Below are 15,346 nucleotides of genomic sequence, written 5' to 3' on the forward strand. Positions count from 1 at the left end.
CGATTAGTATCTCTTCCTTTCGCCAGCGTTCTCTTTATGTAGATTGAATATTTAGATTACCACTTACTAACAAATGAAAATAGATAAGCAATTACTTGAAAGATATTTTAAGGGTGACTGTACAGCCGCAGAAGCTGAACTGGTTGCTGCTTATCTTGATCAGTCCGAAACTCCCGAAGCAGATGAGTGGTTTGATAGCATATATGAAGAAGTGGAAAGGGAAATAGTGCCTGAACCGTTAGTAAGCCCTGTTAAGGAACGAAAGAGGGAAACGATCATCTATAGCAGATGGTATAGTATAGCTGCCGCGGCGGTAGTGTTGTTAGGCGTTTGCACGTGGTTGTTGCAGCAAAGACAACGAAATGGAGGAAAGGTCACACTTGCACTCACCTGGGATACACTCACTAACAATGACAGGAATATTAAGCTAATGACCATGACAGATGGGTCGCGTGTTTGGCTGGCTCCTCATTCAAGGATCGTTTATCCCCACAATTATAATGATACCAGCAGGGAAGTTTGGTTGCTTGGTGAGGCATTTTTTGAAGTAGCACAGGATTCAAAGAAATCTTTCAGTGTTCATACCGGTAATCTGAAAACAACAGCGCTTGGTACTTCTTTTAATATTTCCACCGGCAATTTTGCTGATAGCAGTATACAGGTAAGCTTGCTGGATGGAAAGATAGCGGTGATAAGTGAATCATTCTCCCTGATACTGAAGCCCGGAGAAATGATACGTTACGGGGGAAAGAACTACCTCAAGCCAATGGCCTTCAATGTCAGAGAAGTAATGGACTGGAAAAACGGTAAGCTCGTATTTGATAAGGCTTCATTAGAAGATGTGTTTGCCAAGTTACAATCCCGTTATGGATGTAACATTGTAATAGACAAAACTGTAACAAGGTCATATAAAGTATCCGGTGTGTTCCGGGCAGGTGCACCAATCGAATATATTCTGGAAGCTATAAGATATGTACATGGTTTCCAGGTTGAGAAGAAGGGCGACAACACGTATGAGATCACTGCGGCAAAATGATGTAAAGGTCACAACATAATTTACCGGGCAAACGATACCGGACCTGTATTTATTTACTATTAAATAGCAATTTCTAAAGTATGCAAAAATCTACAAAGGGGTTTTGTAATGGGAGAGTTATGCACAGTTGGAAAGCTTTCCTGTTATGTTTTTTTTCAGCAGGGGTTCCTGCTGTGTTATTGGGACAATCTTATCAATCATTAGGGGATAAAGTATCAGTGCATTTACAACACACGAACGCTGCAGCTGTTGTAAAATCACTGGAGCAGCAGACATCGTATACTTTCGCATATGATCCGGATTATCTGGCACATTGCGCACTGGAAACTGTGAAATTTGAGGGGCAAACACTGGGACAGGTTTTGAATTATCTGGATGTCTATGCACCAATAGATATCATTTTTGCAAATAATACGGTAGCCTTAAAACAGGGTAAACAGGAAAAGTCGTCCAATAAAGAAAAGGGACGTGTAAAGGGGAAAATTGTAGATAACAAAAATGAACCTTTACCGGGTGTTACCATCCAGGCTGATGGCGGACTGGGGGTTGTGACAAGTGTTGACGGAACATATGAATTGAACCTGGCACCAGGTACTTATACACTTACATTCAGTTATGTTTCTTACGACACCCGTAAGGTGACTGAAGTAATAGTGAAAGAAGGTGGCGTTACTCCACTTGATATTATCATGAAAAGCAGCAGTTCCCGGTTAAAAGAAGTTACTGTTACCGGGAGTTACAAACGTGCCTCAGTAGAGGGTTTGTATGCGCTGCAGAAGAATAATGCTGCCATTACGGATGGTATCAGCGCTGAGCAGATCAGCAAGACACCTGATAAAAATATAGGTGAAGTATTGAAGCGCGTAAGTGGTCTCTCTACGGTAGATAACAAATATGTAGTAGTAAGAGGATTAAGTGAACGTTATAATCAGGCGGTGCTGAATGGCCAGATCATGCCGAGCACTGAACTGAATAGAAAGAACTTCAGTTTCGATATTATTCCTGCGAACATAGTAGAAAATGTCACTGTAGTAAAGACATTAACGCCCGATCGCAGTGCTGAATTTGGTGGTGGTCTGGTAGAAGTGAATACGCTTGACATGCCTGCGCGGGATTTCCTGAACATAGGTGTAGGCGGAAGTATTAATAATCTGACTACTGGTGAGAATTTTCGCACCTTGAAACTGGAAGGCAAGGAATACTGGGGCAAAGCTGCAGATCATAGAAATCTGCTGGGTCAGGCGAAGTGGAACAACTCTGCTGATATTATTGCAAAATATGAAGCGAGCAATAAAGATGTAAAGCAATTCAGCAATAACTGGGGCGTATATGAAATGAAAGCGCCGGTTTCACCGAACTACCAGTTATCAGGTGGAAAAGTATTGCCACTCACTGGAAAACGGCAGATTGGTATTGTTGCATCCGCGAGCTATAGAAACACCTTTCAGACGCAGGATATAGAAATGACGAGGGATGGATTTGATGGTGGTTTTACAGGTAAAAGATATGGGTTTGTCACTAACCTGGGAGGATTGGTAGGTATCGGTTATAAGAGTGAGCGTACAAGGTTAAATCTGCAAAGTATTTATATCCGTACGCTGGACCAGCAGTTACTGATAGGAGAGGGAGAACATGCTGATCCGAACGGGCATTTGCTGGGATACTATGATCTCACAACACAGACTTCGCTTTGGCAAACACAATTGAAGGGTGAGCAGGCTTTAGGTAAACGTGGTATCAAACTCAAATGGTTAGGTAGCTATGTATTGCTCGATAAGCAAAAGCCGGACAATCACCAGTTCCTTGCTACCCCAATAGAAGATGGCAAACTGCCTTCCAATGAGTTTAATATCAAGTCGCCGTTTAGCGGTGGCATCAGTGAGGGCGCTTTACGTTGGTGGAGCAGAGCGTATGAGAAAGATTACAACTGGGACCTCGGATTATCTGCTCCGTTTAAATTCGGCGGTGATAAGATCCAGACAGATAATACCTTCAAAGTGGGTTATTCAGGATGGAGCAAGAACAGGCTGTTCTATGTGTTGAATACAGGATCTAAAGGTTTTAATTCTCAGGATTATCCACCATTATCACAGTTGTTTACACCAGAAAGAGGTGGTGAAATCTACCTGAGCCGTTTTACTGACGATTTTCACAGAACAGCGGCATTACATGGTATATATGCAATGCTGGATAATAAGATCAATGAAAAGTGGAGATTGGTATGGGGGTTAAGAGCAGAATATTTCAATCTCAATAAGATTAATAGTGTACTGGATTCTGTGTTCAGAGAGATTAACGGATCAAGAGGTGGAAACAATCAACTGGACTATAGCGCGCTGTTGAACCGTGAGCCGAACTGGCATCTCTTCCCTTCTGCAAATCTGACCTACAGTGTTAATCCAACAATGAATCTTCGTTTGTCTTATGCAAAGAGTATCATTCGTCCGGATCTCAGAGAGCTTTCCTTCTTCCGTGAGTATGATTTTGAATTAGGTGGTGCATATGAAAGTGCTTTGGTGAAGTCAACAACTGTGCAGCATTTTGATTTCCGTTATGAGTGGTATCCTGGTCCTGGAGAGATCATATCAGCGTCTCTGTTCTACAAGAACTTTCAAGATCCTATGGAGATTTACAAACAGGGTGACATAAGGTTATATAAGCTGAAGAATAACAAGACCGCGAAAAACTATGGTCTGGAGATAGAGGTGAGAAAGACGTTGGCATTTACCAATGTACCTGTTATCAAGAATGTCACCCTTTATGGAAACTTCACGGCGCTGGATTCACGGGTAACGCCTGTTGATTTTGATTACAACAAATTAGATCCTAATAATCCGAATAAAGTACTCCCAACTGAATCTGTGAGGAGAGAAGAAAAGCGGCCACAGACAGGTGCCAGTAACTACATGGTAAATGCGGGGTTTTATTACGATATAAAACCTGTTTCATTCAGTCTGGTATATAATTATGTCAGCAACAGGATGTTCCGCCCCGCGCAATATTATAGCGAGTCACTTTTTGAGCGTCCGATTGAAGCACTTGATGCACAGCTGGCCATCAGAATGCTGAAGCAGAAAATGCAGCTGCGTCTGAATGTTTCCAATCTGTTGAATAGTTACTCTATTGTTTACAGGAATTTTTATAAAGACCCGGCTATCAGTAATAACGAGAAAGACCCAAGTATCAAAGACCTGCTGTATCAAAAAGGAGAAGACCGGATAGATTATCAGGCAAAACCAGGCAGGACTTATAGTGCAACTCTTACATATAGTTTCTAAACTTTTGCATACGCGTAAACCCGAGAAAAAACCCTGATCAGGTAGTATTCTTAGACACAGACACAAACAAAAAAACAAACAAACTCAAAACGAGAACCCATGAGAAAACACTCTCTGATTCTTTCTGTTGCCGCTGCTCTGATCGCGCTGAGCACTGCTTGTAAGAAAGAAAGCAATGTCGTAAACGACCGTCCATTGACAGCTGCTGCAGCTGACCACACCTGTGGTGATAGCACTATCTCCGGTGTAATCACTTCTAACCTGTATCTGGGAGATTGCAAAATCTACAAGCTGAGTGGCATTGTGTACGTTTCTAACAACGCTACACTGACCATCGCTCCAGGTGCATTGATCCAAGGTATTAAAGGAGCTCCAGGTGGTACACTGGTTATCACCCGTGGTTCTAAAATCAACGCAGCTGGTACTCAGGCTGCTCCAATCCTCTTCACTTCAGATCAGGCATCTCCTGTATCTGGCGACTGGGGTGGTGTTGTTCTCTTAGGTAGAGCTGATATCAACCAGGGCGATACTGCTCTGATCGAAGGTATCGGTGGTACTCCTCCTGCGAGTGCTTACTATGGTGGTTCAATTAATAACGACAACTCTGGTGTCCTGACTTATGTTAGAATCGAGTATGCTGGTTATGAACTGTCTACTGACAATGAACTGAACGGTCTGACACTGGGTGGTGTTGGTTCCGGTACTACAATCAACCACGTTGAAGTTTACAAATCAAAAGATGATGCATTCGAATTCTTCGGTGGTACTGTTAACGCTTCTTACCTGATCGCTGTTGACCCACTGGATGACATGTTCGATTTCGACAACGGTTATACCGGTACAATCAATTTTGCACTGGGTATTTCTGATCCAAACCGTGCTGACAAGAGCCAGTCAAACGGTATCGAGCTGGATGGTCTGGCTACAGGCGATTCAACCAAGACTCCGTTCACCAGACCAGTGCTGAACCACATCACTATCATCGGCCAGCCGAATATTACTGCTGCAAGCATCACTAACGGTCAGCCTTCAGGTACCGGTAGATATGGTCGTGGTGCACACTTTAGAAGAAGTGGTCGTTTCGATCTGCAGAACTCAGTTATTATGGGTTTCCTGACTGGTGTTTCTCTTGATTCAGCTTTAGGCAACACTAAATCTGCTTACTTCAGAGGTCTTTCTACTCTGAATAACAACCTGGTGCATGCCTTTGCAACTGCATCAACTCCATGGGCTCCGTATGCTAATGAGCTGAATGCTTCTTTAGCAGATTTCTACAACAAAGCTACTGTTGCTAACAGTGCTTATGGTGGAACTAATCCGAACACTGGTATTAACCTGGTTAATCCGTTCGCAAGAACTATTCCTGGTTACTACCCAGCTGCTACTTCCGATGCCCGCACATTTGCTGCTGGTGCATTCACATTCGGAGGTGCTGACTGGACTGCCGGTTTCGTACGTCTCTAATATCAGAGGTCATCACTATAAGTGTGGAGAGCAAGTCTCTCCACACTTTCTTCAAAAACAAATTAAAAACATGCTGAGATTTTCAAAGGTTATTTTATTGGCTGCTTTAGTATTGCTGGCAGCATGCAAAAAGGGGGAACCAGTAAGCGAATTTAGCTTCGCTTCTTTTACAGCTGAACTGCTGGCATTGCCTGGCACAGCTAACGTTGATATATATGTGGGACAAACCAAAGTAGATTCACTTACTGCCGGAGCGGTAGCGGGGATTTCATCTCCTCTGATGCTGGCAGCCGGACAATCAAGTACAATTTCATTTAAGAAAGCAGGGACTGACGACGTATTACTGGACACTGTCGTAAAGGCGCTTGCCGGTGAAAAACTGACGCTAAAGCTGGCATATAGCCCTACTTTAGGTATACAGAGTTTCATGACTGGCAGCGACGGGAACATACCGGCTGATTCAGCAGTATTTTTCCTATTCAATCAATTGCCGGTAGAACTACAGGCAGATGATGTACATGTAGATGGATATCTATTCAAGTTTAATGGGACAGATTATGAGGATACGGGCATTTCCTGGTTAAACCTTGAAAAGAATAAACTACATTCTAATCAGACAAAACTAGCGGTAACCGGTGAAGACGGGCTACCAATCCAATATATAATCAAACTAAAAGATAAAGCTACTGGTGAATTTCTGGTAGATGCATTCGGCATAGATGGATTATCACCCAACTTTTTACCAGGAGAACGGCAGATCATGACGTTGACAGGTATGCAGGCCAGAGGAAGATGGAAATTTCTGGCTGAAAGTGCAGCCTATTAAAATATTATTTAGTTAAACGGAATCAATACTAAAAGACACAAGAACCCCCGACTAGAAATAAGATGTTATAAAGAATAACGTCTCATAGAATGTTTCGCTAATGGTATGTTGTATCGACAGCATACCTTTTTTTAATAGGTTCAGCCATGTAACACCGGTTCAAAAGTAAAAGATTTGAAAGACTATCAGGCACCTATACAAGACTTATAACGCAACTCTTACATATAGTTTCTAAACTTTTGCATACGCGTAAACCCAAATACCCCCCGATCAGGTAATAATCTTAAATACACTCATAAACAACACAAAAAGAGAACCTCATGAAAAAACAATCAATGATTCTTTCGATTGCTGTAGCATTACTTTCATTGGGAATTGCATGTAAGAAAGATGCGAACGTAGCAAATGGTCGTTCATTAACCGCCGGCCCAATCCATTCCTGCGGCGACAGCATTATTTCAGGTGTCATTACCTCAAATCTGTTTCTGGACAGCTGTAAGGTGTACAAATTAAGTGGTATTGTTTACGTAAGTAACAACGCTACACTTACAATCTCTAAAGGTGCGCTGATCCAGGGCATTAAAGGTACTCCAGGCGGGACACTGGTTATTACCCGCGGAGCAAAACTGATTGCTGCGGGCACTCAGGGAAGCCCTATTTTATTTACATCTGATCAGGCATCTCCCGCATCAGGTGACTGGGGAGGTATCGTACTGTTGGGCAAGGCAGATATCAATCAGGGAGATTCTGCGCAGGTAGAAGGTATCGGCCAATTTCCAGCGGCAAGTATTTACTATGGGGGGACAGTTAATACAGACAACTCAGGTGTTCTGACTTATGTTAGAATTGAGTATGCCGGTTATGAATTATCAGTTGACAATGAATTGAATGGTCTAACACTGGCAGGCGTTGGTTCAGGTACTACTATCCACCACGTTGAAGTTTACAAAGCAAAAGATGATGCGTTCGAATTCTTTGGTGGCACTGTTAGCGCCTCTTATTTGATCGCATACCATCCACTGGATGACATGTTCGACTTTGATAATGGTTACACTGGTACGATCAATTATGCATTAGGAGTTTCTGACCCCACCCGTGCCGATAAGAGCCAGTCAAATGGCATAGAGTGTGATAACCTGGCTTCAGGTGATTCAACAAAGACTCCAATCACCAGACCAGTTATCAATCACATGACTATCATTGGTCAGCCAAATGCTGCTGCTGCAAGTATTACTAATGGCGCTCCATCAGGTATCGGCAGATATGGCCGTGGAGCACACTTTAGAAGAAGTGCCCGTTTCGATGTCAAAAACTCCATTTTCATGGGTTTCCTGACAGGGATTTCTCTTGACGGAGGTTTAGGTAATACTCCATGTACTTTTGCAAGCGGAGCGTCAGTATTAGATAACAATCTGGTACATGCATTTGCAACTGCCAGTACTCCGTATGCGCCGTTCACTATTGAAAATGGCAGTCCTTGCTTAACTTCAATGCAGTTTTACAACATGGTTTTACCGCTGAACTCGGATTACACAGGTACGAATCCTAATGCAGGTATTAACCTCGTTAGCCCATTTATGGTTAGCTACTTCCCTGCGGCTACATCCGATGCCCGGACATTTGCTGCGGGTGCGTTCACATGGGGTGGTGTTGACTGGACTGCCGGTTTCGGTCGTTTCAATTAATGCGAGCTGAGATCATTATTTAGGAGAATGTATCAAAAATAAATGAACATCATTGTAATTACTTAGACAAATCCTGACTCCATCAGGCGTCTGAATAAAAGAAGCTGTATCAGGTATGAAATTGCACCAATAGTGTCTAACCTTTTTGGGACACTTCATATCTGATACAGCCTCTTTTATTAAAAGTTATGGCAAATGTCAACAGTTATGCTATCAGTATCCTAAATATTGCTAGTAACATGCAGAGAAGGAGAAGTCTTGCAAGTTGACAGATTGTTTATTTACCTCAATCCAGCCGGTATCTTCAGAATATTCCCACCAGCGACTGCTGCCTGTGAATCAAAGTGTCGTTGTACAATAGTCTCAGGATAAGGCTGTTGTCTGCCGCCACCGGAGATCAGGGAGATAGCTTTGGCTATAAGTGGATCATTCATGTCTCCGATAGGCAGTAATGGGAGATGGGATAGTTCGTCTATGCGGTAGTCTGGTGTAATACCGTCTATATAACCGCCTTCTCCTTTTGCATTGGCAAGATTATAGGTGAGCGGCAGGAGTGTATAAAGAATTCGTTTGGGAGAGCGCATATCATTAATGATTACCGCTGCTTTATCTTTCCCCAGGGTACCAAGACCTATCTGTACAACCTGCATATAGGGTTTCAGTGTGTTAATGGTTAATTCAGCAGCAGATGCCGTCTGCGGACCAGAAAGAATAAATACGCGTTGTAATGAAAGTCTGTTGGGAGATAGTGAGCTGAATGATATAGGTCCGCCGCTTTCAGGCACGGCCAGTGTAGCTTTATAGGTGACGGTCCTTTGTCCCATATTGTTATTGCCTGAGTATTTTGCAAATATGCTGCCTTCATTTATTCCCGGAGCAATCAGCGCATTCAGCAGAGCGGCGCCTGCCACACTGCCACCGGGGTTATAGCGAAGGTCCAGTATCAGTTCTGTAGCGCCGGCAGTTTTGAATTGCTGGAATGCGTTGATCAGTCCCGCATTATAATTGTCATCGAAGGCATTGTAGAACAGATAGGCGACCGTCTTATTGTTTACCTTTTGTATACTTTGTTTGTAAACCGGTTGCTCACGGATGCTTTTTGCTATGAGGGGAATGTCTTCTCCTTTAGTTACCGTAGTGCCATCTGCTGTGGCCATAGTAAGAATTGCACTGTTAGCATTCAGCATTTCCTGGCTAAGCGTTGCTGCGTTGGCAGTAGTAAGCGTATTACCATTAATGGCAGTAAAGTACTGTCCTCTTTGCAGTCCTTGTGACGCAGGAGTAGAACCGGGCACTACCAGATTGATCACGCCTATAGCGCCTCCGGGTGCGGTAGGGTAGGCGATAATGCTATATGCTATACCAAACGAGTAGAGCATGTATTTGGGAAAGCTGGAAGGATCGTCCTGCCGGTATATAACAGAAAACCTGTCGGCTGTATTTTTTATCCGCGATAAGAACTCGGTTGCAGATGGTTGGGTGTCAGCCGCAGCAGGTAGCGTGTTATTCCAGAGATAAAAGTATCGCATACTATCCAGCACCCAGTTATTGATCTCCCGTTGGGTAACGGGACCGGTAGGAGTCTCTGGTTTGACCACATCATCTTTCTTACAGGAAAAAATCAGCAGCGACGACGCCAGGGTAATAGTTATTTTTCGGAACATATAAAGGCGGGTTAAAATAGTTACATGTCATAGTGGGCCATCATTTCCCGCCTGATATATTGCAGCGCGAGATTAAGATGATTTCTTACAGTAGCAGGTGATAGGCTTAGCTGGTCGGCGATTTCTTTGTAACTTTTTCCTTTGTCACGGCTAAGTAGATAAATGTTGCGCCGTTGTTCCGGCATTTGTTCAATCAGCTTGTGGACCTGTTGTCTGAATTCCTTGCGCAGCAGTTGTTCCTCGTCTTTGTTTTCTGATGACACCTGGTTGGAGGACAATTGTGAAAGTGATTGTCTTTCGCGGTATAGTTTACGGGTTTCATCGATGACAATGTGTTTGGTAAATACGAACAATAGTGGGAAGACATCCTGACCTTCCTGTACTTTATGCATGTTTTCCCAGAGCTTGATAAAGCACTGCTGAGTAATTTCTTCCGCCCGTTGTGGATCGGAAGTAAGTTTGAATGCTAACCGGTAGACCTTTTCCCTGTTGGCTTCAAATAATTGACCAAAGAGTGTTCTGGATGGGTTATCAGACATATAGTTTGATATGTGGTTGCTATAATGGAAAATAAATGTAGGTCTTACATGTTACTTGAATGTTAAGACTCTACAGTCATGCGTTTGGATGATATTTAGTGTGATCCCGGCAGGGGAGGGAAGAGCCCTCTATGGACTATTTCGCCAATTTATATACTTTTGTCCCATGTCTACAGAACTGTACAACCAAATATTTGATCAGAGTATTGCCGATTATCATGTGCATAACAGTGTACATCAGCCTATCCTGAACCCGTATGAAAAAACAGCTATAGAGCATCTGCTGTATCTGAAAAACTGGATCGATACGGTGCAGTGGCACCTGGAAGATATAATCCGTGATCCGCTGATAGACCCGGTGAAAGCATTGGAAATCAAGCGTTGGATAGACCGTTCGAACCAGGAGCGTACAGATGTGGTGGAGTATATTGACAGCTATTTTCTTGATAAGTATAAAGATGTAAAGCCGTCTGCCGACGCTATCATCAACACCGAAAGCCCTGCCTGGGCGATAGATCGCCTGTCCATACTGGCGCTGAAGATCTACCACATGCGGGAGGAAGCTACCCGGCCGGACGCTACGCCGGAGCATAGGGAGGCCTGCCAGCGTAAACTGGACATCCTGCTGGAGCAGCGCAGGGACCTGGGAAGTGCTATCACCCAATTGCTGGAGGATATTGCTGCCGGTAAGAAGTACATGAAAGTGTACAAGCAGATGAAGATGTATAATGATCCTGCCTTAAACCCTGTTCTTTACAAGGGAAAATAATATATGGCTGAACAATTGAAAACAATACTGTCTATCCGTTTTTCTGCCATGGGAGATGTGGCGATGACCATTCCTGTCATGCAGCAGGTGCTGGAGCAGAACCCGGACATACAGATCGTTTTTGTCTCTAATAAGAACTGGGGAGCCTTATGTGAAGGCATTCCCCGGCTGATATTCTTTCCGGCCGACCTGAAAGGAGCGCATAAAGGTTTTAAGGGATTATACCGGCTTTACAAGGCTATCAGGCAATCGTGGAAGATAGATGCGGTGGCTGACCTGCACCATGTGCTACGGTCTCAGATCGTACGCACCTTTTTCCGGCTGACCGGTTGCCCGGTGGCTGTTATCGACAAGGGAAGGGCTGAGAAAAAGGCCCTGGCCAGACCGGAAGAGAAAGTCCTGCTGCCGCTAACCAGCACCATAGAGCGATATGCCACCGTATTCCGCCAATTGGGGCTATCCCTGTCCATTAATGCCACGAGGCCTGTATACCCCCGTCAACCGCTTACATCGGAGCTGACGGCCATTACAGGGCCTAAAAATGGGGATAAATGGATAGGACTGGCGCCCTTTGCGACATATAAGGAAAAAACCTATCCGCTGAAGAAAATGGAAGAGGTACTGGCCACGCTGGTTAAACATCCCGGTGTCAAAGTGTTGCTGATGGGGGGAGGGGCTGCTGAAATAGCACAACTGACGGCACTGGCCATAAAGTACCCGGAAGCTATTGTGGTGGCTGGCCGGTTCAAACTGCCGGCAGAACTGGCCATTATCAGCAACCTGGATGTGATGATCAGTATGGATTCGGCTAATATGCACCTGGCGTCCCTGTTCCGGGTACCGGTAGTATCCATCTGGGGGGCTACCCATCCTTTTGCCGGATTTATGGGATTTGGGCAGAGCGAGGCCAATTCAGTACAGCTAGAGAGCCTTTCCTGCCGTCCGTGCTCTATATTCGGTAATAAGCCTTGCTTTAGAGGGGATCATGCCTGTATGGAGTGGATACCACCTTCCGCCATTGTGGATAAGGTCATGAAAGTGGCTGGGTAAGAATAAATTTAAAAACTTTTTTTTGGGAAATGAGAAAAAATACTAATTTCGCCATCCCAAATAATGATGTCACGTACAGTTAATTTGGTTGAGTTTGTCCTATAGTATAATGGTAGTACATCTGATTTTGGTTCAGACTGTCTAGGTTCGAATCCTGGTAGGACAACAGAGGCCCTCAGCTATTGCTGAGGGTTTTTTGCATTTTAGGGGTTATGCAAATTATTTTGGGGCACCGGGGGCAACCCGGGTTACGAATATTGGGCCCGGGGTTGAAACCCGTGATTCCCAGGGGGATGAATCCCACATCACAACCCATTCCGGGGGACAACCCATCCGCGGTTACGACATCTCACGCCACAAGCATCACCGGGTTTACAACCCGTCCGGGGGGTATGAACCCCACATCACAAACAATCCCGGGGTTTACAACCCCGCGCTACAAACAAAGGGACTCCTACTGAGTCCTATTATGTTTTGTTAATTACGTTTGTTATGGGCTAAAAAAAATAAAAAGGGCGACTGTAGATACAGCCGCGTTTGCACCAATCAATAATCCATGTGATGTAATCATTTGTGAATTTTAATTCCTCTTCGACGGACACCAAACCATTCTTGTGCACCTGTATGGAATAGCGCAGAAACTCAGACAGATTGATTGAATAATTTTCAGCTTCGTCAGGATTATCTTTTATCAATGACTTTAGCACACTGAGTGTGTTAAAAAGGAAATGAGGCTGCAGCTGTTGCAATAATACCTGCTTCTGTGCTTCCAGATTGCTTACTTTGAGTTTCTGTTAAACTGGCTATTTCGATCGCTTAAGAGACGTATTGGGTTATTCGAACAGGGTTCTTTCCGGGAACCTGTTTTTTCCATTACCTTTATTGCAATAGCATCAGGCATGGAATTGATCCAGTACATCAACAGCAAAGTGAAACTTAGCGAAGAGGAAAGCGCTATCATTGATGCCGCCTTTAAAAGGGAAGTCTACCCCAAGGGAACTCTTTTAACACCTCCGGGCAATAATTCCCAAAAAGTTTTCTTTATAGAAAAAGGTCTGATCCGGACGTTTTATAATAAAGACGGGAAGGACATTACACATTTTTTCTTCGATGAGAACAGATTTACGATGTCTCTGGAGAGTGTCTATTTTAACCATCCCGACCCTTATGGAAGAGAAGTATTGGAGAATGCAACACTGAGAATTATCCTGTTCAGGGACTTTAATGCGTTACTCAATGAAATTGCGGAATTTAAGAACCTGGGTATTATGGTAGCTATAGAGTTCCTGAAGCTGTTCTCCGACAAATTATATTCGTTGCAGTTTCAAACAGCAGAGCAACGTTATAAGTTTATGATGGATAATTATTCAAACATACTATCAAGAGCCCCACTTGGACATATCGCCTCTTACCTGGGTATTACCCAGCAAACCCTGAGTGTTATAAGAGCTAAATATTAGTTTTCCCTCCCTTGACGAAACAAAATCCGCTTCAGCGTGTTCACTTTTTAATATAGATTAAAAATGGTCCCCCATTTCTTTCCTTGCTTTGCATTGTAATTCGTTATCAATACAAATGCTATATAAGGAATGGGGATTCATTATGTATTTTTTGCAGATGATTTAGGCATTGCCTCTGTCTATCCCGCCTTAAAAGACAGGCTTGCCAAACCAGGCTACACACATGTGTCGCTGCTTTATCGCTCTGCCGATAGCCTATATGCGTTTCAAAAAGAATTGGAGATACTCCACAGGCATTTTCCCACGAGGTTACTGATATACTATTATTCAGGAAAGCCGGCCAGACAATGGATCATCGAGCAAGGCGACATTGAAGCAGTATTGAATGCAAATACGATGCGGCAGATGAGTTTCATTATATCGGGTAATGAGTTGTTTACTAAAAACATCAAAGAAGTGCTACTCTTTCTAGGTATAGAAGATGTGGCGATACAGGAACAATATTTCACAGAATAATAAAATATAAAAAAGATGAGACGATCTCTATTTTATTTTACAACGATTGTCATCTTGATTTTCTCAAGTTGCAGGAACAAAGAAAAACAAACAGCTGAAAGTACTTCTCAGCCTTTGGCTGTCAGGGCGGAAGAAGTACAGCCTACCACCATCTCTGGTGCAGTTTCAGTAAGTGGAAACATAGAAGGCAATACTACCGTAAAGTTGGGCTTTATGGTGGGAGGCAAGGTCAATTATATTTCCAGTAACGAAGGAGATAATATCTCCAAAGGGCAATTGATTGCCAGCCTTGATCCTACCAATTATTCCATCGCTAAAGGGCTTGCAGACGTTCAGGTAAGTACGGCAAGCGATGAATTTGACCGACTGAAAATATTGCATGAACGCGGGAGTCTCAGCGAGAGCGACTTTTCTAAAATAGGTTTCAGTGTGCAACAGGCAAAGCTTCAACAGCAGCTACAACAGAAGAACCTGTCTGATACCCGCTTATATTCTCCCATTAGCGGCGTATTGCTGAAAAGACAGGTAGAAGTAGGAGAGATCGTAAGCGTTGGTCTGCCATTGTTTATCATATCTGATATCAGCAAAGTAAAGGTACTGGCTTATGTTCCTGAAGGAGAACTGCATGAGATCAGGATTGGTCAGACTGCAAACATTCGCATCTCCTCTCTTGACAGAACGTTTACAGGTAAAGTAATTGAGATTGGTTCTACAGCTGATGCCACCTCCAGGGCTTTTACGATAAAGATCGGGATAGACAATCCCGGATTGATCATTCGCCCGGGAATGATTGCAGAAGCCAACGTTGCAACTAATAGTCAAAAACAGGTGATCCTCCTGCCTGCAGAATGCATTCAACAGGACCAGGCCAATCAGAGTTTTGTCTTTGTGGTGGACAAATCACAGAACAAAGCATTCCGGCGTAGGGTAAGCCTGGGAAGCATGGTGGACAACAAGATAGAAATTGTATCAGGGCTTGCCGAGAAAGAGATCGTGGTTACCGGCGGCCAGAAAAGACTGTCTGATGGTTCCCTGATTACTATTACCAAATAATTACTG

The 15,346-nt window shown here is 43.7% G+C and carries 13 protein-coding genes and 1 tRNA gene; 11 read left to right on the plus strand and 3 right to left on the minus strand.

Features of this window, described 5'->3' with window-relative positions:
• The first annotated feature begins 73 nt into the window (after positions 1-73).
• The 5 genes from CLV42_RS16010 to CLV42_RS16030 all read left to right on the plus strand — a co-directional run bounded on the left by CLV42_RS16010 (position 74) and on the right by CLV42_RS16030 (position 8,289).
• Positions 74-1,036: a FecR family protein gene (locus CLV42_RS16010; RefSeq protein ID WP_106602931.1), complete on the plus strand. Its 963-nt coding sequence runs from the start codon at positions 74-76 to the stop codon at positions 1,034-1,036.
• A gap of 119 nt (positions 1,037-1,155) precedes the next feature.
• Entirely contained in the window at positions 1,156-4,314 is a 3,159-nt protein-coding gene (locus CLV42_RS16015) for a TonB-dependent receptor domain-containing protein (RefSeq protein WP_106602932.1), read from the plus strand.
• Positions 4,315-4,413: 99 nt separating this feature from the next.
• The gene (locus CLV42_RS16020; protein WP_106602933.1) at positions 4,414-5,778 is read left to right on the plus strand and encodes a hypothetical protein; all 1,365 of its coding nucleotides are present in this window, start codon (positions 4,414-4,416) and stop codon (positions 5,776-5,778) included.
• A gap of 70 nt (positions 5,779-5,848) precedes the next feature.
• Complete coding sequence (locus CLV42_RS16025) at positions 5,849-6,604, plus strand: DUF4397 domain-containing protein (RefSeq protein WP_106602934.1); 756 nt, start codon at positions 5,849-5,851, stop codon at positions 6,602-6,604.
• 320 nt (positions 6,605-6,924) lie between these two features.
• Positions 6,925-8,289, plus strand: a complete 1,365-nt coding sequence (locus tag CLV42_RS16030) for a hypothetical protein (protein WP_146154395.1) — start codon at positions 6,925-6,927, stop codon at positions 8,287-8,289.
• Between the two features lie 281 nt (positions 8,290-8,570).
• Here CLV42_RS16030 and CLV42_RS16035 read toward each other — a convergent pair whose 3' ends face one another.
• Both CLV42_RS16035 and CLV42_RS16040 read right to left on the minus strand, forming a co-directional pair.
• Positions 8,571-9,953 (minus strand): S41 family peptidase, encoded by a 1,383-nt coding sequence (locus CLV42_RS16035; RefSeq protein WP_106602936.1) that lies wholly within the window; start codon positions 9,951-9,953, stop codon positions 8,571-8,573.
• 20 nt (positions 9,954-9,973) lie between these two features.
• The gene (locus tag CLV42_RS16040; RefSeq protein ID WP_106602937.1) at positions 9,974-10,492 is read right to left on the minus strand and encodes an RNA polymerase sigma-70 factor; all 519 of its coding nucleotides are present in this window, start codon (positions 10,490-10,492) and stop codon (positions 9,974-9,976) included.
• 166 nt (positions 10,493-10,658) lie between these two features.
• On the opposite strand from CLV42_RS16040, the gene CLV42_RS16045 reads away from it, so the two are divergent.
• The 3 genes from CLV42_RS16045 (at position 10,659) to CLV42_RS16055 (ending at position 12,477) form a co-directional block, all read left to right on the plus strand.
• Complete coding sequence (locus CLV42_RS16045) at positions 10,659-11,261, plus strand: DUF4254 domain-containing protein (RefSeq protein ID WP_106602938.1); 603 nt, start codon at positions 10,659-10,661, stop codon at positions 11,259-11,261.
• A 3-nt stretch (positions 11,262-11,264) separates the two neighbouring features.
• Positions 11,265-12,311, plus strand: a complete 1,047-nt coding sequence (locus CLV42_RS16050) for a glycosyltransferase family 9 protein (RefSeq protein ID WP_106602939.1) — start codon at positions 11,265-11,267, stop codon at positions 12,309-12,311.
• Positions 12,312-12,406: 95 nt separating this feature from the next.
• Positions 12,407-12,477, plus strand: a tRNA-Gln gene (locus CLV42_RS16055).
• Positions 12,478-12,808: 331 nt separating this feature from the next.
• Here the strand turns inward: CLV42_RS16055 and CLV42_RS34600 are convergent.
• Positions 12,809-13,084 carry a histidine kinase gene (locus tag CLV42_RS34600; protein ID WP_106602940.1) on the minus strand — a complete coding sequence of 92 codons (276 nt, stop codon included), beginning with the start codon at positions 13,082-13,084 and terminating at the stop codon, positions 12,809-12,811.
• 126 nt (positions 13,085-13,210) lie between these two features.
• Here CLV42_RS34600 and CLV42_RS16065 point away from each other — a divergent pair, with 126 nt between their 5' ends.
• From CLV42_RS16065 to CLV42_RS16075, 3 genes are all read left to right on the plus strand, one after another.
• Entirely contained in the window at positions 13,211-13,771 is a 561-nt protein-coding gene (locus CLV42_RS16065) for a Crp/Fnr family transcriptional regulator (RefSeq protein ID WP_106602941.1), read from the plus strand.
• 129 nt (positions 13,772-13,900) lie between these two features.
• Positions 13,901-14,287 carry a ferredoxin reductase domain-containing protein gene (locus CLV42_RS16070; protein ID WP_106602942.1) on the plus strand — a complete coding sequence of 129 codons (387 nt, stop codon included), beginning with the start codon at positions 13,901-13,903 and terminating at the stop codon, positions 14,285-14,287.
• A gap of 15 nt (positions 14,288-14,302) precedes the next feature.
• On the plus strand, positions 14,303-15,340 hold the full coding sequence (locus CLV42_RS16075) for an efflux RND transporter periplasmic adaptor subunit (protein WP_106602943.1): 1,038 nt from the start codon (positions 14,303-14,305) through the stop codon (positions 15,338-15,340).
• The last annotated feature ends 6 nt before the right edge of the window (positions 15,341-15,346 follow it).

It is taken from the genome of Chitinophaga ginsengisoli (assembly GCF_003014595.1).
Taxonomy (GTDB): domain Bacteria; phylum Bacteroidota; class Bacteroidia; order Chitinophagales; family Chitinophagaceae; genus Chitinophaga; species Chitinophaga ginsengisoli.